Raw genomic sequence first — 20,975 nt, forward strand, 5'->3', positions numbered from 1 at the left:
TTGCGTAAAGCACATCAGCTATGGAATCACAGGACAACCTGCACAATGCAGACGGAAACAAGAAAGAGAACGACATCGACAAGAACATTGAAAACACCAATGAAGAATCACTGGATGAACAGTCAATGTTAGCTGAAAGCCAAAAAGAAGAAAGCACGGCAGAGGTGAGTACCGATGAGGATATCCCTCAATCTGGTGAGCCTGAATTTAAGCCTGAAGCATCTTCTACTGAGAAATCAGAAAGCAAAGATGCTGGTGATTTAGATGGTGATGCCCTGGTTGCTGAATCGCAAAAGAAAGAAGCAGAAGTTATTGTTTCTGACGAAGAACTAGAAAAAGAGGATGATACTGAAGAAGTTCATTCTGATGAGGATGAGCATGATGAGCACGCGCACCATGAATTGGAAATGCCCGACTATGGTGAATTTACTCCAGAAGCACTTATTGCCGCTGCTGATAAGCTTTTGAAAAATGAGCCCATCCAAAAAATAAAAGATCATTTTGATGCTATCCGCAGAAACCTGCTGAAGCAATTAAATGAAGAGAGACAGCACAAGCTTGAGCAGTTTCTTGAAGGTGGTGGCGTAGAAATGGACTTCGAATACATTCAGCCACAGCGCGAAAAATTCAGAAATATATTTGGAGAGTACCGTAGCAAGAGACAAGCCTATTACAAGGATTTAGAGGATAAGTTGAACAACAACTTAAAAATAAAACTTGACCTAATAGAGCAGATAAAAGAGATTGTGACCAAGGATGAATCTATTGGTGACACCTTCAAAGAATTTAATAATATTCAGCAGGAATGGCGAAATACCGGCCCTGTGCCTCGCAGTGAATCTGGTGATTTGTGGCGTACCTATCATCATCATGTTGAGAATTTTTATGAGTTTATAAAAATCAACAAAGAGCTTCGTGATCTTGACTTTAAGAAAAATCGTGAAGCCAAGGAAAAGCTGATTGTAGAGGGTGAGGCATTACTTGAAAAAGACAATGTGCCGGAAGCTTTTAAAGCTTTGCAGCAGTTGCATAAAAAGTGGAAAATCGTGGGCCCGGTAGAGCGTGAAAATCGTGATGCCATGTGGGATCGTTTTAGTGACATCACCAAAAAACTACATGATAAACGTGAGGAGCATTATGCCTCTATGCGCGAGAAATCGGCAGAGCTTCTTGAGGAGAAAAAGAAGCTAGTGGAGCAACTGAAGGACATTGACTATAGCCATATCAATTCGCATCACAAGTGGCAGGAATCCATCAAAAAGGTAGAATCTATTCGTGAGGCCTTCCGCAAAATGGGAAGAATAAATCACCCTGACAATGACAAAATCTGGGATGAGTTTAGAGAAATACTTAAGGACTTTAACCACCAGAAAAATCAATATTATAAAGACCTGAAAAAGGCGCATCACGTAAATCTGGAGAAAAAGCGTGCCTTGGTAGACATAGCTCACAAGCTAAAAGATAGTGATGATTGGAAGGAAACTACCAATGAGATGAAGCGCATTCAGGCGCAGTGGAAGCAAATTGGTCATGTGCCAAAATCTGAATCAGATAAGATTTGGAAGGAATTCCGAGCAGCATGTAATCATTTCTTTGACCGCCTAACGCAACAAAATAAGGACAGAGATAAGCAGTTTGAAGGAAACTTTACTGCCAAAAAAGCTGTGCTTGACAAGCTGAGTGCTTATGAGCCAAACAAAGATGATCAGGCCAAAAGTGTGAATGCACTAAAAGAAATCATCAATGAGTGGAAACAAATTGGCCGTGTTCCTCGTGACAAGAATCAGATAGAATCTGACTTTAATAAAACGCTGGATGACAAGTTTAAGGCTATAGATATGGACCGCAAGGAGTCGCAGCGCATACGTTTTGAAAATAAGCTGGACTCACTTACCGATGGTAATGATGATCGCCAGCTGCGAAGAGAGCGCCAAGCAGTGCGCAAGCAGATTGAAGAAGCTCAAAAGGAACTAACTCAGCTTGAGACCAACCTTAGCTTTTTTAGCAGTAGCGACCCTAATAGCCCCTTACTGAAGGATGCTAACAAACGCATAAAACATCAGCAAGACCAAATAGAAATGCTGGACGAAAAAGTGAAGATTCTAAATGTGAAGATTCGCGAAGTACAGAAAGCTGATGAGGAGGAAGCTCCAGCTGAAGAGAAAAGTGAAGGTGGAGAAGAATAATCCGAAATAAAATAGAATTATGAAGGAGACCAATTGGTCTCCTTTTTTTTAATACTCTCCAAAACCTAAATATTAGAAATTGATATGTCTAGTGCAGATTCTTCCCGACATGCCGTAGAGTGGTTTGGAGCTCTTTGGACATATACTTTCAAAAGACGGGATCGCACTTTCAATGAAATATATTCAGAAAAGAATGCCTCCAAAAACAGAAGAATTGGTTTTGTTCTTCAACTATTGGCTATTCTGATAATTATTGGGATTATTATTCTAGTCATAAGCAACCCGGAGGTAATCTTTACGTCTATTTAATAAATAACCATAACACAATAGACTATGGGCGATCAATTCAAACTTTCAATAAATAACCCATGTCATCAAAATTTCGATGGCTTCAAACCAACCAATGCAGGAGGTTTTTGTAACTCATGCCAGAAGGAAGTTATCGACTTCAGTAAAATGAGTAAACCTGATATTATAGGATATTTCAAAAATCCAAAAAAAGAAACGTGTGGTCGTCTTACGCAAAACCAGCTGAAGGAAGAATATTCTCATATTCCTATACTTAAATCAGAATCAAATTTTCTAGCACATGGAGCTGGGTTAGTAGGTGTTTCCATACTCTCTATTCTACCTTTTTCCAGTACTCAAGCTCAACAACCAGATGTGTCAACTACTTTACAAATTGAAAATGGAGAAGGAAGTAAAGTAGATGTACCCAACAAAATTGATCAGATTGACAATTTACTGTCAGGTGTCGTAACTGATGCAAAAACTGGAGAAACTATTCCTTTTGCTAATGTGTGGTTGAAAGGATCAAGAAATGGGGCTTCAACTGACTTTGATGGTCGATTTAAATTTCCAGTTCCTTTAACGATAGGAGATGTTCTCGTTATTAGCTTTACTGGTTATCAAACACAAGAGTACACTATAACTAATGAAACTAACCTTGATGTGAAATTGGAGATCGATTTGAGAGAATCTGAGGTAGTATTTATGGGTGAAGTTTCCATTGAACAAGTATATAAATCGGAAAGAACCCTGTGGCAAAAACTAAAATCATTCTTCATTTGAAAAACTGCTTATTTACTTTGCTGCTCATATTTTCAATATTTGCATCAAGTCAAGTTTCCGATTTTCAAAATATAAACCTTCAAAAGGCAGATAGCATTGCCGATTTTTATCATGGTGAAAGTTTAACCAATCTGCCTCTTTTGTCTTTTAAATTAACCAATGACTTAACTACTCCGGTGGAGAAATTCCGATCATTACATACTTGGGTGTGTAAGAATATAGAGAATGATTACGGCTTTTACCTCGAGAATAAAAGACACCGTGAGTTTTTTCAAAAGGACAGTATTAAGCTAAATGATTGGAATAAATCATTTCAAAAAAGAGTCTTCACAAAACTTTTAGAAGATCGACAAACAATATGTACTGGTTACGCCTATCTTGTAATGGAGCTAGCAAATCAAGCGGGCATTAAGTGTAAAATTATAGATGGTTATGCACGTACACCTAGTTCTAATGTAAAGACACTGGGAATTCCTAATCATTCTTGGAACGCGGTTCAATTAAATGAAAAATGGTACCTCTGCGATCCCACTTGGTCTAGCGGAAATATTTACCCCTTTGGAGAGGTTAGTAAATTTGTACACCAATATAATGACGGCTACTTCCTTTGTGATCCCAGTTTTTTCATTAAAAATCATTTCCCTTTGGATACAGCTTGGACTCTTACCGGGCAATTTAGTGTAGCCGATTTTCTAAATGGACCAATTGTTTACAATTCTGCTTTTAGGTATGGACTCTATCCTACTTCACCCAAATCAATGCAATTAAAACTGACCAAAAATGACAGCATTACATTTTCGTTCCATACCGATGAACAAATAGACGCCAATAAAATATATTTTAGACTAATAAGCGGTTCTCACAAGATAACTGCTGTCCCCGAAATTATTACTCAAGACAATGGAATTTTAATATTGCAGCATTCCTTTAATAAGAGTGGTTACTCAGACCTACATATAATGATAGAAGATCAAGTATTAATAACTTATACAGCTAGTGTTAATCGCAAATAAAGACAGACAAATCAATTGATCTACTTCTCTTTGTCAAAGAAACTTGTAGCTCATCCCGTTCCCGCGCGTTTTCCAAAGCGGGATTTGCTTTTATATTTTATGCCCCGGCTCGTTTATAAGGGTATCTGTCCTCCATTAATGGCAATGAAAAAATGAATAACCAAGTAGATTTCAAAATATTCACTAGGAAAAAAGGCCTCATATTTACTGTGAACAGGGTTGTCTATCCACTACTGCTTGGTTCGTTAGGAATTGCATATTTAGCTGATAAGTACTTAAATCAAAATGTTCTTGAAAGCATTGGAACAACTGGTGGAATTATAGGATGTATTCTAATGATTTATTTTAACATAGCTAAGTTATCCACCAGAAAACCGCTGAACGGTGATTTAAGTAAAAGATTAATTTTCTGCCCATCGGAAATCATTATCGATAGCCAAAAGATTGATTTAAAAGAGATTAAAAAAATTGAATTCTCTGTTACAGATTATTTTGACCGATTTGAGTACTCCATTAGAGGAGATTTGAATCCATGTAGATCAAACGGAACTTCAAATCTTTGCGAATTAAAACTGGTAAATGGAGAGAACATACGAGTGAATTTCCAACTTATGTATGAGGGTGAATTCCTAAAAATGCGTGAACTGCTATTAGAGTACTACTTTGAAAATAAAATTCACTTTTTAAGATTGATTGAGTACTTAGAAATTCAGGAGTACCAGGAAATTCAAGAATTTAAGAAAACCCTAACTCCTTCAAAACTTTCAATATAGAGTAATCTTCCAAGGCTTTACAAATAAATTTTATACATCTTCCCACTATCGGTAATAGCGTACAGCGCTCCATCGGTTCCTTCCAGTACATCACGGAAACGTTCGTTTTCATCTTCCAAAAGACGCTCTTCTCTCACCACTCTGTTTCCTTCAATCACTAATCGTGCAATGTGCTGCCCACTCAGGCATGCTAAAAACAAGTTGTTCGTCCACTCGCTAATCATGCTTCCTGAGTAAAAAGTAATTCCACTGGGGGAAACCACCGGATCCCAATAGTAAACCGGTTGCTCCATACCTTCCTTTTGGGTAATTCCCTGCCCAATCGGTCCACCGGAATATTCTACTCCGTAAGAAATGGCGGGCCAGCCATAATCATTGCCGGGCTTTATCAAATTCACTTCATCGCCACCTTTGGGGCCAAATTCTGCTTCCCACAAATCTCCTGTAACAGGATGCCTGGCCAGGCCTTGTACATTGCGATGTCCGTAGGAATATATTTCCGGCAATACGTCTGTTTGCCCTATAAAAGGATTTCCCGGGGCAGGACTGCCATCCGTTGTAATTCGCACAATTTTACCCAAAGCAGCATCCAGGTTTTGCGCCTCCGGGCGAGATTGTTTGTTGGAACGCTCCCCTGTGCTTACGAACAAATTTCCGTCTGCATCCCAAACCAAACGTGAACCATAATGCAGCGTACTGTTAAACTCAGGAAATGCCACGTAAATCACCTGCGCATTTTCAATTTCGGTTTCGTCATTCGAAAGCTTTCCTTTTCCCACGGCAGTGGCGGTACCATTATTTCCATTTTTTGAAAATGACCAATACACTATTCGATTAGATGCAAAATTGGGGTCAACAGCTACATCCAGCAAGCCTCCCTGCCCGGAACTGTTTACCGGAGGTAAGCCTGTAATTTCGCCCCCTACACTCCCCGACTGCGAAACAATGCGCATCGTTCCATTTTTCTCAGTAACCAAAATTCTACCATCCGGTAAGTTGCACATTCCCCAAGGGCTGGATAAGCCATTGGCAAATTCTGTAACCGTATAGTCTGTCTTGGTTTTTATACCAAGCACCCGGGTTTGCCCTTCAAACGCTGGTTCATAATCGGTATTAGGAGGATTGGTTTCTACCGGAGGAAGGATACTATCCGTAGGGCTTGTTGGTTTATTGTCCGCCAGTTCATCACTTCTATTTTCTGAACATGAAGAAAACGCAACATTTGCTACTAAGCCCAGCACTACACTCAAAATGATTCTCTTGAAATTTCTCATAATACAATCTTAGCCTTGAGAAACTGGTCTTATCTGCAATTCATTTACATGCACGTTGTCTCCTTGAGTAACGGCATAGTAAATAGCTTTGGCAATATCATCGCTATCCAGAAAATCAAGATCTCCCATTTTGTTCTTAAAATCGTCCATCAATTCTTCATCCGTAATGCTTTCAGTAAGCTCAGTCTCCACTGCTCCTGGTTCTATACAAGTAATTCTGATATTATGACCAGGCGAAAGTTCTTTGCGCAGCCCATCGCTTAAAGCTCGTACCGCAAATTTTGTTGCCGAGTATACAGCGCTTCCAGGCATCACCTCACGTCCAGCTACACTGCTGATGTTTATGATATGGCCACTTTTACGCTCCACCATATCCGGCAGTACTTCTGCCAGGCAATACAGCACCCCGTTTATATTCACATCAACCATTTTCAGCCATTCATCCACATGCATATTTTTCATGTAGCTAAGGGGCATAATACCAGCGTTATTTACCAAAACATCACACACTCCAAAAGTGTCTTTTGTCTGCTTTACTAGGTTTTTGATATCATCGCGCTTGGTTACATCAGCTTCCACCACCAGCGCAGTGCCACCTTTATCACTAATCTCTTTTTTAAGCTCTTCAAGCTTTTCTTTGCGCCTTGCGGATATCACAACTTTAGCTCCATCCTGGGCTAATTTCAGTGCAGTGGCTCTACCTATTCCGCTACTTGCCCCTGTGATGATTACTACTTTGTCTTTTAAATTCATATCGGTTATTTTTTCTTTAAATTAAATTTTCAAAGCCTCATGATGGCTTTTACGTTTACAAATTCTTTTACTCCAAAACCTCCGTGCTCGCGTCCATATCCTGAGTTTTTTACTCCACCAAAAGGCATATTGGGTTGGGCTAAGCCAAATGAATTGATAAATATCATGCCCGTATCAAAATGCTCCTTAGCTAGCTGAAAGGCTTTGTCCTCATCTTTAGAAAAGATACCCCCCCCAAGGCCAAAGCGACTATCGTTTGCAATACGCATAGCGTCTTCATCATCTTTAGCATAAATGAGTGAGGCCACTGGCCCAAACAATTCATCATCATAAGCAGGCTGACCGGGCTTTACATTACCCAACACTGTGGCAGGATAATAAAACCCATCACCTTCAGGAATTTCACCCCCGCACAAAATTTCAGCTCCGTTTTCAACACTCTTTTCAACTTGCTCATGAAGTTCTTTACGTAAATCTTCTCGAGCTATGGGGCCCAGCTTATTGTCACTATTATTGGGATCGCCATATTTCAGGCTAGCCATTTTTGTCACAAATCCTTCCTTAAATTTATCATAGAGTTTATCTACTACTATAAAACGTTTTGCGGCCACACAGGTTTCTCCATTATTGAATACCCTACCTCTTACGCAGTGCTTTATGGCCACTTCCAGATCAGCGTCCTCCAGCACAATATAGGCATCATTAGAACCTAGTTCCAATACGGCTTTCTTTAGTTTATTACCCGCTAGTTTTCCTATGTGCTTGCCCGCATCGGGGCTACCAGTAAGGGTTACTCCGCGTACCAAATCATTACCAATTACGTCATCTGACTGATCGTGGTCAATCACCAACACTGTAAATAAGTTTTGGGGTAAACCGGACTTTTTGATAATCTCCTGAAGCTTAAGCCCTGAGCCCGTAACCGAACTTGCGTGTTTTAAAAGCACACCATTACCAGCCATTAGGCTAGCTATTGTATATCGAATTACTTGATACACGGGAAAATTCCAGGGCTGAATGCCGTACACCACACCAATAGGGGAATAAGTGACTAGGCCACGACCACCCTCGGGTAATTCGCGTTCCTCATCGGCAAGCTGTGATGGACCATTCTTAGCAGTATATTCACATAGAGCAGAACAAAGGTCAATTTCCGACTCTGCCTGTCTCTTCAATTTACCCATCTCCTGCACTATGATTTTTACAAGATCTTCCTTGTTTTCCTGCAGTGCATTCCCGATTGACCTAATCTTCTCAGCCCTTTCTTTGTGAGAAACAAACTTCCAGCTTAGAAAAGCCTCATGGCACGCTTCGATGGCTTGGTTTACCTCGCCATCACTCATTAGTTTATAATCCTTTATTTTCTTTCCGTTTGCAGGATTGGTGGTGCTGATGATTTTACTATCCGCTTCTGAATTACTCATTGTGTATGTTTTCAAAAGCTAACACAAACACACAACTAATGTTTTGATAATCAAATAACTTAACAGAATACACCAAGAAAGTGCGTGAGGAGAGACTTTTAGGCTTAGCCGCTTGTCTTCACTGAATCAAAGTTCCTTTAAATTAACTCCACGGGAGTTGGTAGAATTAAGTACCAGGCCAAATAACACTCGGTGATTAGAACTTACGCAACCTCTACTCTACCCAACTTGTAGAGCATACGGCCGTGGCTAACCAAGGCACTTCCAAAAGTAGATTGAGAATAGTAAGGCACTCCAAATTCCTTGGCGGTCTTTTCTACAATAGGTGCCAAATTGGGGTAGTGAACATGGCAAATGTTGCTTAGCAAGTGGTGTTCTACCTGAAAGTTAAGCCCGCCAAACCACCAGGTAATGAACTTATTTCCGGTAGCAAAATTGGTAGTGGTGTACATTTGATGTACGGCCCATGTATCTTCCAATCTTCCTGCTTCATTTGGTAATGGGTAGGCGCAATCAGGCATTACGTGCGCCAATTGAAAAATAATACTGAGAATAAAACCTGTAAAAAGATGCATGAAAGCCCAGCATCCAATAAAGAAAAAAACGGACTGTGGCAAAAGGATACTTGGTAATATAATGAGGTACCCGAAGTAAATCACCTTCCACATTATCAATTCCGCCAGATAGCCTCTGGTTTTCTTTTTCGACTTGATCAGTCCTTTTTTTGAATAACTAAAGATTTGCTTGAATTCTTTGACGGTGGTACGCATAATGCTCAACAGCATATACAAGAACCAAGCATATATATACTGTCCCTTGTGTATTTTTTTTAGCGGATCATGTGGTGACAATCTTAAAATGGGCGGAGCATCAATATCATCATCTGCGCCTTCAATATTGGTGTAAGTATGATGTAACACATTATGCTGCAATTTCCACATGGCCGGAAATATCCCTATTAGATTTGAGGCATGACCGATAAAAGTGTTGACCCATGAGTAACGAGAGTAGCACCCGTGGTTGGCATCGTGCATAATATTCACCCCTGCAAAGGCGGTTGCAATTCCCATAACTCCCCATAGCCCAAATATGAGCCATGGATTGGTAACCAAACCTGTGATAAACAAAATGTAGGGAACTATGTAGAGAAGGACAATGAAAATAGTTTTGAGAACCATGTTGGTGTTCGCAAAACGTGAAATATCATTTTCTTCAAAATACGCTCTGATTCTTTTCTTTACCGTTTTATCAAAACCTGCTTGCTCAGCTTGAAACCTAAAAACCTTCCTATCCATACTGTATTATCACTCTTTTAATGTAATCCGAGAAAGATAAACAGCTGAATGAGGTCAGTGGTCAAATGAAACGGAGGGACACCTAATTTTTTTATTTGATAAGACTATTGTGTAAACCGGGCTAAAATCCCGTGTTTTCACTTTCTTAACATGTTTCGGCTAAGTTACTCGAATAAGAGGGCTGTGCAACTAAGTAGGCCGATGATTCTTTACGCCTTATCGGGTAGCTACAACGGTGGGATTCTTATTCTATTTCATCTCAGCCTGCTTTTTTCCGTGCTAACTCATGATTTTGTTGAAGGAAAGAACAAAGGATTCCTCCACTCGGTTATAGAGAAGGTTACCATAAACAAATAATTTTTCATCATTTAATCATCCTTTTCTATCTGCCAGTCTTTAAACGAAAAAGGCTGCCTATTTTTGCAAAATGGCACAAAACTTTAAGATTACTTCCAAGTATTCTCCTACAGGGGATCAACCGCAGGCTATCAAAGAATTAGTAGAGGGTATAAAACGTGGCGACCGCTATCAAAACCTGCTGGGGGTAACGGGTTCTGGTAAAACTTTTACCGCTGCCAATGTGGTAGAGCAAATCAACAAACCAACTCTTGTACTTAGCCATAATAAGACTTTGGCGGCACAGCTTTACAGCGAATTCAAAAATTACTTTCCTGATAATGCTGTCGAATACTTTGTTTCATACTACGATTATTATCAGCCAGAAGCTTACATCCCATCCAGCGGAACCTACATTGAGAAGGATCTTTCGATAAATGATGAAATAGAAAAACTGCGACTGAGCACCACTTCTTCCCTCCTTTCGGGGCGAAGCGATGTGCTTGTGGTGGCGTCTGTTTCATGCCTTTACGGAATTGGTAATCCTCAGGAATTTGCCAATCAGGTGATTGAGTTAAAAGTTGGGCAAGTAATCGGTCGAAACGCCTTTTTGCACCTTTTAGTAAGTGCACTTTATAGTCGCACTACTGCTGAGTTTAACCGTGGTAGCTTTCGCGTAAAAGGTGATACGGTAGATGTATTTCCTGGATATTCCGACACCGCATTTCGCATTCACTTTTGGGGAGATGAAATTGAGGCCATTGAGCGCTTCGATCCTTCTTCACGGGATGTTTTGGAGAAATTTGATACCGTTCGAATTTTCCCTGCCAACATATTTGTAACCGGAAAAAATCAATTGAATTCTGCCATTCATCAAATTCAGGATGACATGGTAAAGCAGGTAGATTTCTTTAAGATGAATCAGCGTCCGCTTGAAGCAAAACGCCTACAGGAGCGCACCGAGTTTGACCTCGAAATGATTCGTGAATTAGGCTACTGTTCAGGAATAGAAAACTACTCACGTTACTTGGATGGCCGCCTACCAGGCACAAGACCTTTCTGCCTGTTGGATTATTTTCCCGATGACTATTTGATGCTCATTGACGAAAGTCACGTTACTATTTCGCAAGTCCGCGCCATGTATGGAGGTGACCGTTCCCGTAAGGAAAACCTGGTGGAATATGGATTTAGACTTCCTGCTGCCATGGACAATCGTCCATTGAAGTTTGAAGAATTTGAAATGCTTCAAAACCAAGTGATTTACATCAGTGCAACACCTGCCGATTACGAGTTAGAGAAAAGTGACGGTGTTGTAGTAGAGCAGCTTATCCGCCCTACGGGACTACTCGATCCTATCATTGAGGTTCGCCCAGTGGAAAATCAGGTGGACGACTTGATGGAAGAAATAAACAAACGTACTGATGTGGACGAGCGAGTTTTGGTGACAACCCTTACTAAAAGGATGGCTGAAGAGTTGACCAAATACCTTACTCGCTACGGCATTCGTTGCCGCTATATTCACTCCGATGTGGACACCCTAGAGCGTGTTGAAATTATGCGCGATTTACGTCTTGGTGTTTTTGATGTATTGATAGGTGTAAACCTTCTCCGTGAAGGCTTGGACTTACCTGAAGTTTCGCTCGTTGCCATTTTGGATGCTGACAAAGAAGGCTTCCTTCGTGCTGAGCGCTCTTTGGTGCAAACTGTTGGACGTGCCGCTCGTAATCTTAACGGAAAAGCCATAATGTATGCTGATAAAATGACCAACAGCATGCAGCGTACTATTGATGAAACCAATCGTAGGCGTAGCATTCAGCAAGAGTACAACGAGAAACATGGCATCACCCCAACTGCTCTTGATAAGTCTACCGATGCTTTGCTCCCAGGTGCAAAAGCCACTATTATGAACCCTTATGTTCAAGTAGGCGGTACACCTATGGCAGCTGATATAAAGGAGGTATATCATAGTAAGCAAGATATGCAAAAGGACATTGAGAAGATTCGTAAGAAAATGGAGAATGCCGCTAAAGCCCTTGACTTTATTGAAGCAGCCCGTCTTCGTGATGAACTTGGAATGATGGAGGATCGTATGAAAAAAGAGTTTTCTTAAGTCTTGGTAAAAAAAAAATCCAAAGTCAATGCTGACTTTGGATTTCAGTGTTGTAATAGAGGCGTTTGAGCGCATTAGCAATTCACATAAATAACCCCAATACTGCGGGGAGTTGAGTCACCGCTTTCGTTAATGGTTACGATTGGTAATGCATGTCCTATTTCGGTAAAATTCACCAATTCTTCACAAGTAGCTTCCAATTGGTCTTCTGCATTTTCATGCAAAGTCATTACCGCAGACAATTGCATTGCTCCGCTTATTTCTACCTCAGTAAGCAAGAATGAACTAATTTCATAAGATGTTACTCCCGGTTTTTTCTTAACAGATACTTGTAAACTTTTGCCTTCCCCGGAACCTAGCCCACCTGTCGGGTTTACTCCCCATACGCAATCCCCAAGCTCAAAGTCACATTCCTCATTATTATCAGCATTTACATCCCCGTTAATAGGTGCATCACCATAACCTTGAGGATAATTGATAAATTCAAAATCTCCAGGATATCCTTCACCCATCTGAAAAGTAAAGACCGCTTCATCCACAGTAGCTCCGCTCTCACTTGTTAAGTCAAACTGTATAGTATCATTTACTAAATTACCTATACTATTTACTGGTTGAGGAAAACTACCCTTTAAGGTGATCGCAAGACTTACATCTCCGTTATCCTTTGCAAAACTTACTTTGTTTACGCTTAGAGTATAATTATTCATGACTTTAATAATATTGTTTTTTTAGTGTGGACGAATGTAGGCGAAATCCAATATTTTTGAAACATCTAAAAAAATAGCTTCTTGAACTTCCCTTCCACCATCCGCTCAGTTTTTCTTATTATAATATTTTATCTTGCTACTTCGCTTTCACTCAAAGCGCAATCAGGCAATAAGAGAAAACAATCCAAAAACCTTGTTAATACTTATTTAGATTCTGCATGGAATAACTATGTTGCGCACCTCCCTTTTGATCATTTTGTAATAAGCGCTGATTCAATCGCCAAAAGTGAAGGTTTACCTGAGCTATTTTCCACCATTTATGGATATAAAGGTTTATATTTTTCCTCAATAGGTAATACGGATTCTTCCATTTATTACCAGCTTCAAGCCATCAAGATTTTTGAAAGCGTAGATTCTCTAGCCCCCAAATTGGTAAATGCTTACTATAATTTAGCGGATACATACGAAAGAGCCGAATTAGACAACAAAGCATTGTTTTATGCTCGTAAATCCCTGGAGCAAGCCAAAATTATGGGTAATTCAGTTGATGTGAGGTATTGCTATACCCTTATTGCATCCATCCTAACCTCCATGGCAAACCATATAAAAGATGATTTAAAAAATTATAGCTTAAGAAGTGAGGCGATAAAAGAAAGCAGAAAAGCATTACGCGGAAGTAATTACGATAGCTTACTCAGTTTTGAGTTTAATGCTCTGTTAAGTCTTTCAGATAATTACCGAGAAATTTACGCTCTTCCTCGCGATGGTGAAAATTACACTATTTCCCATTACCTAGACTCAGCTGAAAAGTATAACAACATCGCATATTCTCATACGCCAGATTCAATGGTTCATCTAAAAAACGTGGCATTAGCGCAGAAAAGTTTTATACTACAGGAAAGGGGAGAGTTTGACGAAGCCTTGGAGCTTCTAAACCAAGCTGGAAAAGTTCTAATGATGAATAGTGACTTATCCAATGTCCAACGGTTCTACAAGGCTAAAGAAGATCTATATCTAGAGATGGGCATCATGGACAGTGCCTTCTACTACCAAAAGTTACATTACAATATTTCGGATAGCATTGCAGATTTGGAAACCCGCAAATATACCAATCAGTTGGAAACGCAATATGAAACGGCAAAAAAGGAAAAGCGCATTCAAGCTTTAGAAACCCAGAGCAAACTGCAAAAAGCCAAAAATCAACTCTCACTAACAGTTGCTATCGCTATAGGTGTTATTCTCATTATCGTTATCTACTTTTTAATTCAAAATAGAAAGAAGTCTAAACGATTGGCAGAGCAAAACAAAATCATTCAACAATCACACAAAGAGATTGAAGACTTAATCAGGGAAAGTCATCACCGTATTAAGAATAACCTCCAGGTTGTAAGTAGTCTTCTTAAAATGCAAAGCAAAAACGCAAAGTCAGAAGAAACCAAAGCAAACCTACTGGAGGCTTTCAATAGGGTAAAAACAATTGCTGTACTTCACCAAAAACTTCAGGGTAGTCAAACCTTTAAGCAAATACAAATGCAAGAGTTTGTTTCGCAACTCACAGAAGCTATTCAGGGCAGTGTTATGAGTTCTAATCAGGATATTCAGTTAAGCACAGATGTAGATCCTATTTTACTTTCCACCGATCAATCTATTTCAATTGGCCTCATTATTAATGAAGTGCTTACCAACAGTTTTAAGTACGCTTTCGCGGAAAAAAAAGGTTCCATTATACTACAGCTAAAAGAAGAAGAAACGGACAACATTATTCTTAAAATTTATGATGACGGCAAAGGCCTTCCTGAAGATTTTGATATTAGCCAAAATCCAAGCCTTGGCTATAAAATTATAAATTCAATGACCGTTAAGTTAAAAGGCAAATTGGATATTTCAGGCATTAACGGAACATGCACGTCCATTCACTTCAAAAAAACTCCTATTGCCTAAATAATCTTACAAGAGAAGCAAAAAGTTGGTGTTATATTAGCCGTCAGGAATATATGACAAATCAACTGGACAACATACTTATCGTAGAAGACGAACCGCTTATCGCGGAAGATATATCTGACACTCTACAAGACGCTGGTTACGGTATAGCCGGCATCGCACACAGTGCAGATGCTGCTATCAAAATTCTTAAAAATTCGTCACCCAGTTTAGCTTTGTTGGATATCAATATTGATGGCCACATTGATGGGCTCATGTTAGCTAAAATCATTAATAATGACTTTAATGTTCCCTTTATCTTCCTTACTTCCTTTACAGATGAGAAAACACTTAATGAGGTAAAAAAATTGAAGCCTTTTGGTTTTATCGTCAAGCCTTTTGACGATAAGGAGCTTATTACCAATATAGAGCTAGCGATTGATAAATTTAAAGAGGAAAGTAAGGAACTGGCAAGTGTAGAAAGTAATCTCAATGATTCTTTTTTCCTCAAACAGGATGGATCACTCATCAAAGTCAGCACTTCCGAAATCCTGTACGCTGAAGCTTTTGATAATTATTGCTTCATCCACACTCATGAAAAGAAGTATTTACTTCCTCATACCCTCAAAGCTATTTCTCAAAAACTTGAAGGAAATCTATTCCTGAGAATTCACAGGAGTTTCTTGGTAAATCTTAATGCTATCGAAGTAATTAATGAAGACCACTTATTGATTAATAATAAGTGTATCCCTGTGGCCAAGAGCTCTAAAGCAGAATTACTCAATCGAATTTCGCTCTTGTAGCAAACCTCCATTTTATTCTATACCATACCATCTCATGCCTTTCGGCTAATTTTTTGGTTTTGGCATAAACTAAAAAAGCCTCGCGATCAATGAAGAAAGCGAGGCTTTAAAAAGTGGCAACGACATACTCTCCCGGATATTACTCCAGTACCATCTGCGCTGGTGGGCTTAACTGCTCTGTTCGGAATGGGAAGAGGTGATCCCCACCGCTATAGTCACCATAAATCTTTAAGTAGATTTATTGGGTTCCTGTATTGTGGATCCAACTACTAATATTTTAAAATAACATATCGAGAAAATGAATACATAAAACCTGTCATTAGAAAGCTAACGGGTAATTAGTACTACTCGGCTATGACATTACTGCCTTTACACCTATAGCCTATCAACGTCATCATCTATAACGACCCTTAAAAGAAATCTCATCTTGAGGCGAGTTTCGCACTTATATGCTTTCAGTGCTTATCTCTTCCAGACATAGCTACCCTGCGATGCAGCTGGCGCCACAACAGGTGCACTAGAGGTCTGTCCAACTCGGTCCTCTCGTACTAAAGTCAGCCCCCCTCAAATTTCTAACGCCCGCAGTAGATAGAGACCGAACTGTCTCGCGACGTTCTGAACCCAGCTCGCGTGCCACTTTAATGGGCGAACAGCCCAACCCTTGGGACCTTCTCCAGCCCCAGGATGTGACGAGCCGACATCGAGGTGCCAAACCCCCCCGTCGATGTGAGCTCTTGGGGGAGATCAGCCTGTTATCCCCGGCGTACCTTTTATCCTTTGAGCGATGGCCCTTCCATGCGGAACCACCGGATCACTATGCTCTACTTTCGTACCTGCTCGACTTGTAGGTCTCACAGTCAAGCGCCCTTGTGCCATTACACTCTACGCACGGTTACCAAGCGTGCTGAGGGCACCTTTAGAAGCCTCCGTTACTCTTTTGGAGGCGACCACCCCAGTCAAACTACCCACCAAGCAATGTCCCCCTTGCGGGGTTAGGCTCCAAATAAACAAAGGGTGGTATTTCAAGGTTGACTCCACAACACCTAGCGATGCCGCTTCAAAGTCTCCCACCTATCCTACACATTGTTTATCCGAAGTCAATACTAAGCTGTAGTGAAGGTGCACGGGGTCTTTTCGTCCCACTGCGGGTAAACGGCATCTTCACCGTTACTACAATTTCACCGAGCTCATGGCCGAGACAGTGCCCAGATCGTTACACCATTCGTGCAGGTCGGAACTTACCCGACAAGGAATTTCGCTACCTTAGGACCGTTATAGTTACGGCCGCCGTTTACTGGGGCTTCAATTCAATGCTTCGCAAAGCTAACATCTCCTCTTAACCTTCCAGCACCGGGCAGGTGTCAGACCCTATACATCATCTTTCGATTTAGCAGAGTCCTATGTTTTTGATAAACAGTCGCCTGGGCCTTTTCACTGCGGCCACACCGAAGTGTGGCGCCTCTTCTCCCGAAGTTACGAGGCCATTTTGCCTAGTTCCTTAGCCATGAATCACTCGAGCACCTTAGGATTCTCTCCTTGACTACCTGTGTCGGTTTACGGTACGGGTTGTATTTACCTGAAGCTTAGAGGTTTTTCTTGGAAGTCTGATTAGGTCCATATCTCGTCATCCGAAGATTCTGAGTACTATCACCTTCGACAAGCTTTGCGGATTTGCCTACAAAGCTTATATCTACAGGTTTTAACGCACTATTCCGTCAGTGCGCAGGACTTTCACTACTCCGTCACCCCATCGCAGTAAATACAAGTATTGGAATATTAACCAATTGTCCATCCACTACCCCATTCGGGTTCGCGTTAGGTCCCGACTAACCCTGAACCGATTAGCGTTGTTCAGGAAACCTTAGTCTATCGGTGAGCGGGTTTCTCGCCCGCTTTATCGTTACTTATGCCTACATTTTCTTTTCTAAGCGCTCCAGCATACCTCACAGTACACCTTCTACGCCCTTAGAATGCTCCCCTACCACTCTTTCGAGTCCATTGCTTCGGCAGTATGCTTAATGCCCGATTATTATCCACGCCCGATCGCTCGACTAGTGAGCTGTTACGCACTCTTTAAATGAATGGCTGCTTCCAAGCCAACATCCTAGCTGTCAAAGCAATCGGACCACGTTTGATCAACTTAGCATACATTTGGGGGCCTTAGCAGATGGTCTGGGTTGTTTCCCTCTCGGACATGGACCTTAGCACCCATGCCCTCACTGCTGATCATATCTACTAGCATTCGGAGTTTGACAGGATTTGGTAGGCGGTGAAGCCCCCGCATCCAACCAGTCGCTCTACCTCTAGTAGACTCAATATCAACGCTGCACCTAAATGCATTTCGGGGAGTACGAGCTATTTCCCAGTTTGATTAGCCTTTCACCCCTACCCACAGCTCATCCCAAGACTTTTCAACGTCAACGGGTTCGGTCCTCCACTCTGTGTTACCAGAGCTTCAACCTGGCCATGGGTAGATCACCGGGTTTCGCGTCTACCCCCACTAACTATGTCGCCCTATTCAGACTTGCTTTCGCTTCGGCTGCGGATTTTCAATCCTTAACCTCGCTAGTGAGGAGTAACTCGTAGGCTCATTATGCAAAAGGCACGCTGTCACAGAATAAATCTGCTCCAACCGCTTGTAAGCGTACGGTTTCAGGTACTATTTCACTCCCTTATTCAGGGTACTTTTCACCTTTCCCTCACGGTACTAGTTCGCTATCGGTCTTTTAGGAGTATTTAGCCTTACCGGATGGTTCCGGCAGATTCACACAGGATTTCACATGTCCCGCGCTACTCAGGATACCACTAGGAATTATTCGAACTTACGTATACGGGTCTATCACCCTCTATGGAGACACTTTCCAGTATCTTCTACTTCGTTGAACATTCCACAGCGTGGTCCTACAACCCCAATCATGCCGAAACATGATTGGTTTGGGCTGTTCCCGTTTCGTTCGCCACTACTCAGGGAATCACTATTGTTTTCTCTTCCTCCGGGTACTTAGATGTTTCAGTTCCCCGGGTTTGCCCCCTTGCGGGTAACATACCTTCAGTATGCTGGGTTGCCCCATTCGGAAATCTACGGATCAAAGATTATGTGCATCTCCCCGTAGCTTATCGCAGCTTGTCACGTCCTTCATCGCCTCTAAAAGCCAAGGCATCCACCGTACGCCCTTAATTACTTTCTTAATGATTTACAAATTTTATGTATTCACTCTCAATATGTCAAAGAACTTTTGGAAAAAGTATTAAGTACTGAGTGGTTAGTATTTGACGGTAAGTCTTAGTACTTTCTACTGCATACTTTGTACTCTATTTTCCCTATGTGGAGAATATCGGAGTCGAACCGATGACCTCCTGCGTGCAAGGCAGGCGCTCTAGCCAGCTGAGCTAATCCCCCTTTTCTAAATTGTAGTCCCGCGCAGACTTGAACTGCGGACCTCTACATTATCAGTGTAGCGCTCTAACCAGCTGAGCTACGGGACTTTATTTCCTGAAGAAATGATCCCCGTTTCAAAACTGATGTAAGACTTCAGAAAAGGAAAAAAAGAAAAGAAAAAGAAGGGAAATATAACCTCAAAAGAAGTTCTATTCTCTAAAAGGAGGTGTTCCAGCCGCACCTTCCGGTACGGCTACCTTGTTACGACTTAGCCCCAGTCACTAGTTTTACCCTAGGCAGCTCCTTTCGGTGACCGACTTCAGGCACCCCCAGCTTCCATGGCTTGACGGGCGGTGTGTACAAGGCCCGGGAACGTATTCACCGCGCCATGGCTGATGCGCGATTACTAGCGATTCCAGCTTCACGCAGTCGAGTTGCAGACTGCGATCCGAACTGAGATAGTGTTTAGAGATTAGCATCACATCGCTGTGTAGCTGCCCTTTGTCACTACCATTGTAGCACGTGTGTGGCCCTGGACGTAAGGGCCGTGATGATTTGACGTCATCCCCACCTTCCTCACCGCTTGCGCGGGCAGTTTTCCTAGAGTCCCCGACATTACTCGCTGGCAACTAAGAATAGGGGTTGCGCTCGTTATGGGACTTAACCCGACACCTCACGGCACGAGCTGACGACAACCATGCAGCACCTTGTAAATTGTCCGAAGAAAAACTGATTTCTCAGCCTGTCAATCTACATTTAAGCCCAGGTAAGGTTCCTCGCGTATCATCGAATTAAACCACATGCTCCACCGCTTGTGCGGGCCCCCGTCAATTCCTTTGAGTTTCACTCTTGCGACGCGTACTCCCCAGGTGGATCACTTAATGCTTTCGCTTGGCCGCTGACTGTATATCGCCAACAGCGAGTGATCATCGTTTACGGCGTGGACTACCAGGGTATCTAATCCTGTTTGCTACCCACGCTTTCGTCCCTTAGCGTCAGTGATAGCTTAGTGAGCTGCCTTCGCAATAGGTGTTCTATGTCATATCTATGCATTTCACCGCTACATGACATATTCCGCCCACTTCAACTATACTCAAGAATACCAGTATCAATGGCAGTGCTACAGTTAAGCTGCAGGCTTTCACCACTGACTTAATATCCCGCCTACGGACCCTTTAAACCCAATAAATCCGGATAACGCTTGGACCCTCCGTATTACCGCGGCTGCTGGCACGGAGTTAGCCGGTCCTTATTCTTATGGTACCTTCAGCCTCGGACACGTCCGAGGGTTTATTCCCATATAAAAGCAGTTTACAACCCATAGGGCCGTCATCCTGCACGCGGCATGGCTGGTTCAGACTTTCGTCCATTGACCAATATTCCTCACTGCTGCCTCCCGTAGGAGTCTGGTCCGTGTCTCAGTACCAGTGTGGGGGATCACCCTCTCAGGCCCCCTACCTATCGTTGCCTTGGTAGTCCGTTACACTACCAACTAGCTAATAGGACGCATGCTCATCCCTATCCACCGAAGCTTTAATTATAAGAACATGTGATCTCATAATATTATGGAGTATTAATCCAAATTTCTCTGGGCTATCCTCCTGATAGGGGTAGATTGCATACGCGTTACGCACCCGTGCGCCACTCGTCAGCATCCCGAAGGACCTGTTACCGTTCGACTTGCATGTGTTAAGCCTGCCGCTAGCGTTCATCCTGAGCCAGGATCAAACTCTCCATTGTAAGTTTGTTTGATTCTGAACTCTTTTGACGAGGTTACATTTCTTACCTTCTTTTTCTTCTCAATATTGTAAAGAACTCTCTTTTGTATCTTCCGATTTTTTCGGGCTGCAAATGTAAGAACATTTTCTACTCTCACAACCTTTTTGAAAACATTTTTTAAAAAGCCTTTCAGCTCTCTAAATTTCGGACGG

13 protein-coding genes, 2 tRNA genes and 3 rRNA genes are annotated in these 20,975 nt (G+C 41.7%); 8 read left to right on the forward strand and 10 right to left on the reverse strand.

From position 1 onward, the window contains the following. Positions 1 to 20: 20 nt before the first annotated feature. From OWEHO_RS06090 to OWEHO_RS06110, 5 genes are all read left to right on the forward strand, one after another. Positions 21 to 2,186 carry a DUF349 domain-containing protein gene (locus OWEHO_RS06090; protein ID WP_014201602.1) on the forward strand — a complete coding sequence of 722 codons (2,166 nt, stop codon included), beginning with the start codon at positions 21 to 23 and terminating at the stop codon, positions 2,184 to 2,186. 84 nt (positions 2,187 to 2,270) lie between these two features. Beyond that, a complete protein-coding gene (locus tag OWEHO_RS06095; RefSeq protein ID WP_014201603.1) occupies positions 2,271 to 2,495 on the forward strand; it encodes a hypothetical protein in 225 nt (74 codons plus the stop codon). A gap of 24 nt (positions 2,496 to 2,519) precedes the next feature. Continuing rightward, complete coding sequence (locus OWEHO_RS06100; RefSeq protein WP_014201604.1) at positions 2,520 to 3,257, forward strand: carboxypeptidase-like regulatory domain-containing protein; 738 nt, start codon at positions 2,520 to 2,522, stop codon at positions 3,255 to 3,257. Continuing rightward, complete coding sequence (locus tag OWEHO_RS06105) at positions 3,227 to 4,270, forward strand: transglutaminase domain-containing protein (protein WP_052301092.1); 1,044 nt, start codon at positions 3,227 to 3,229, stop codon at positions 4,268 to 4,270. Before OWEHO_RS06100 ends, OWEHO_RS06105 begins: the two co-directional genes overlap by 31 nt. Positions 4,271 to 4,422: 152 nt before the next feature. Continuing rightward, positions 4,423 to 5,043, forward strand: coding sequence for a hypothetical protein (locus OWEHO_RS06110; RefSeq protein WP_014201606.1), 621 nt, complete (start codon positions 4,423 to 4,425; stop codon positions 5,041 to 5,043). Between the two features lie 17 nt (positions 5,044 to 5,060). Here OWEHO_RS06110 and OWEHO_RS06115 read toward each other — a convergent pair whose 3' ends face one another. The 4 genes from OWEHO_RS06115 to OWEHO_RS06130 all read right to left on the reverse strand — a co-directional run bounded on the left by OWEHO_RS06115 (position 5,061) and on the right by OWEHO_RS06130 (position 9,789). Beyond that, positions 5,061 to 6,317, reverse strand: coding sequence for a PQQ-dependent sugar dehydrogenase (locus OWEHO_RS06115; protein WP_014201607.1), 1,257 nt, complete (start codon positions 6,315 to 6,317; stop codon positions 5,061 to 5,063). Between the two features lie 9 nt (positions 6,318 to 6,326). After that, positions 6,327 to 7,070, reverse strand: coding sequence for an SDR family oxidoreductase (locus OWEHO_RS06120; protein ID WP_014201608.1), 744 nt, complete (start codon positions 7,068 to 7,070; stop codon positions 6,327 to 6,329). 29 nt (positions 7,071 to 7,099) lie between these two features. Beyond that, positions 7,100 to 8,494 carry an NAD-dependent succinate-semialdehyde dehydrogenase gene (locus tag OWEHO_RS06125; protein WP_014201609.1) on the reverse strand — a complete coding sequence of 465 codons (1,395 nt, stop codon included), beginning with the start codon at positions 8,492 to 8,494 and terminating at the stop codon, positions 7,100 to 7,102. Between the two features lie 203 nt (positions 8,495 to 8,697). Further along, positions 8,698 to 9,789 carry a fatty acid desaturase family protein gene (locus tag OWEHO_RS06130; protein ID WP_014201610.1) on the reverse strand — a complete coding sequence of 364 codons (1,092 nt, stop codon included), beginning with the start codon at positions 9,787 to 9,789 and terminating at the stop codon, positions 8,698 to 8,700. A 427-nt stretch (positions 9,790 to 10,216) separates the two neighbouring features. On the opposite strand from OWEHO_RS06130, the gene uvrB reads away from it, so the two are divergent. Next, complete coding sequence (gene uvrB / locus OWEHO_RS06140) at positions 10,217 to 12,235, forward strand: excinuclease ABC subunit UvrB (protein WP_014201611.1); 2,019 nt, start codon at positions 10,217 to 10,219, stop codon at positions 12,233 to 12,235. Between the two features lie 74 nt (positions 12,236 to 12,309). Here uvrB and OWEHO_RS06145 read toward each other — a convergent pair whose 3' ends face one another. Further along, entirely contained in the window at positions 12,310 to 12,942 is a 633-nt protein-coding gene (locus tag OWEHO_RS06145; protein ID WP_014201612.1) for a hypothetical protein, read from the reverse strand. Positions 12,943 to 13,023: 81 nt separating this feature from the next. Here OWEHO_RS06145 and OWEHO_RS06150 point away from each other — a divergent pair, with 81 nt between their 5' ends. Further along, on the forward strand, positions 13,024 to 14,883 hold the full coding sequence (locus tag OWEHO_RS06150) for a sensor histidine kinase (RefSeq protein WP_014201613.1): 1,860 nt from the start codon (positions 13,024 to 13,026) through the stop codon (positions 14,881 to 14,883). Positions 14,884 to 14,936: 53 nt separating this feature from the next. Beyond that, on the forward strand, positions 14,937 to 15,665 hold the full coding sequence (locus OWEHO_RS06155; RefSeq protein ID WP_041627469.1) for a LytR/AlgR family response regulator transcription factor: 729 nt from the start codon (positions 14,937 to 14,939) through the stop codon (positions 15,663 to 15,665). 111 nt (positions 15,666 to 15,776) lie between these two features. Here the strand turns inward: OWEHO_RS06155 and rrf are convergent. From rrf to OWEHO_RS06180, 5 genes are all read right to left on the reverse strand, one after another. Continuing rightward, positions 15,777 to 15,888, reverse strand: a 5S ribosomal RNA gene (gene rrf / locus OWEHO_RS06160). A gap of 95 nt (positions 15,889 to 15,983) precedes the next feature. Then, positions 15,984 to 18,853, reverse strand: a 23S ribosomal RNA gene (locus OWEHO_RS06165). Positions 18,854 to 18,991: 138 nt separating this feature from the next. Beyond that, a tRNA-Ala gene (locus OWEHO_RS06170) sits at positions 18,992 to 19,065 on the reverse strand. Positions 19,066 to 19,077: 12 nt separating this feature from the next. Continuing rightward, positions 19,078 to 19,151 (reverse strand) — tRNA-Ile (locus tag OWEHO_RS06175). A 112-nt stretch (positions 19,152 to 19,263) separates the two neighbouring features. After that, positions 19,264 to 20,784, reverse strand: a 16S ribosomal RNA gene (locus OWEHO_RS06180). The 16S, 23S and 5S rRNA genes sit together here with 2 tRNA genes alongside, the layout of an rRNA operon. Positions 20,785 to 20,975 lie beyond the last annotated feature (191 nt).

Source organism: Owenweeksia hongkongensis DSM 17368 (assembly GCF_000236705.1).
GTDB lineage: Bacteria > Bacteroidota > Bacteroidia > Flavobacteriales > Schleiferiaceae > Owenweeksia > Owenweeksia hongkongensis.

What these genes read in the sequence shown, in the direction of transcription:
- OWEHO_RS06090 (WP_014201602.1), top strand. Translation starts at nt 21, where the DNA reads ATGGAATCACAGGACAACCTGCACAATGCAGACGGAAACAAGAAAGAG.
- OWEHO_RS06095 (WP_014201603.1), top strand. Translation starts at nt 2,271, where the DNA reads ATGTCTAGTGCAGATTCTTCCCGACATGCCGTAGAGTGGTTTGGAGCT.
- OWEHO_RS06100 (WP_014201604.1), top strand. Translation starts at nt 2,520, where the DNA reads ATGGGCGATCAATTCAAACTTTCAATAAATAACCCATGTCATCAAAAT.
- OWEHO_RS06110 (WP_014201606.1), top strand. Translation starts at nt 4,423, where the DNA reads ATGAATAACCAAGTAGATTTCAAAATATTCACTAGGAAAAAAGGCCTC.
- OWEHO_RS06115 (WP_014201607.1), bottom strand. Translation starts at nt 6,317, where the DNA reads ATGAGAAATTTCAAGAGAATCATTTTGAGTGTAGTGCTGGGCTTAGTA.
- OWEHO_RS06120 (WP_014201608.1), bottom strand. Translation starts at nt 7,070, where the DNA reads ATGAATTTAAAAGACAAAGTAGTAATCATCACAGGGGCAAGTAGCGGA.
- OWEHO_RS06125 (WP_014201609.1), bottom strand. Translation starts at nt 8,494, where the DNA reads ATGAGTAATTCAGAAGCGGATAGTAAAATCATCAGCACCACCAATCCT.
- OWEHO_RS06130 (WP_014201610.1), bottom strand. Translation starts at nt 9,789, where the DNA reads ATGGATAGGAAGGTTTTTAGGTTTCAAGCTGAGCAAGCAGGTTTTGAT.
- uvrB (WP_014201611.1), top strand. Translation starts at nt 10,217, where the DNA reads ATGGCACAAAACTTTAAGATTACTTCCAAGTATTCTCCTACAGGGGAT.
- OWEHO_RS06145 (WP_014201612.1), bottom strand. Translation starts at nt 12,942, where the DNA reads ATGAATAATTATACTCTAAGCGTAAACAAAGTAAGTTTTGCAAAGGAT.
- OWEHO_RS06155 (WP_041627469.1), top strand. Translation starts at nt 14,937, where the DNA reads ATGACAAATCAACTGGACAACATACTTATCGTAGAAGACGAACCGCTT.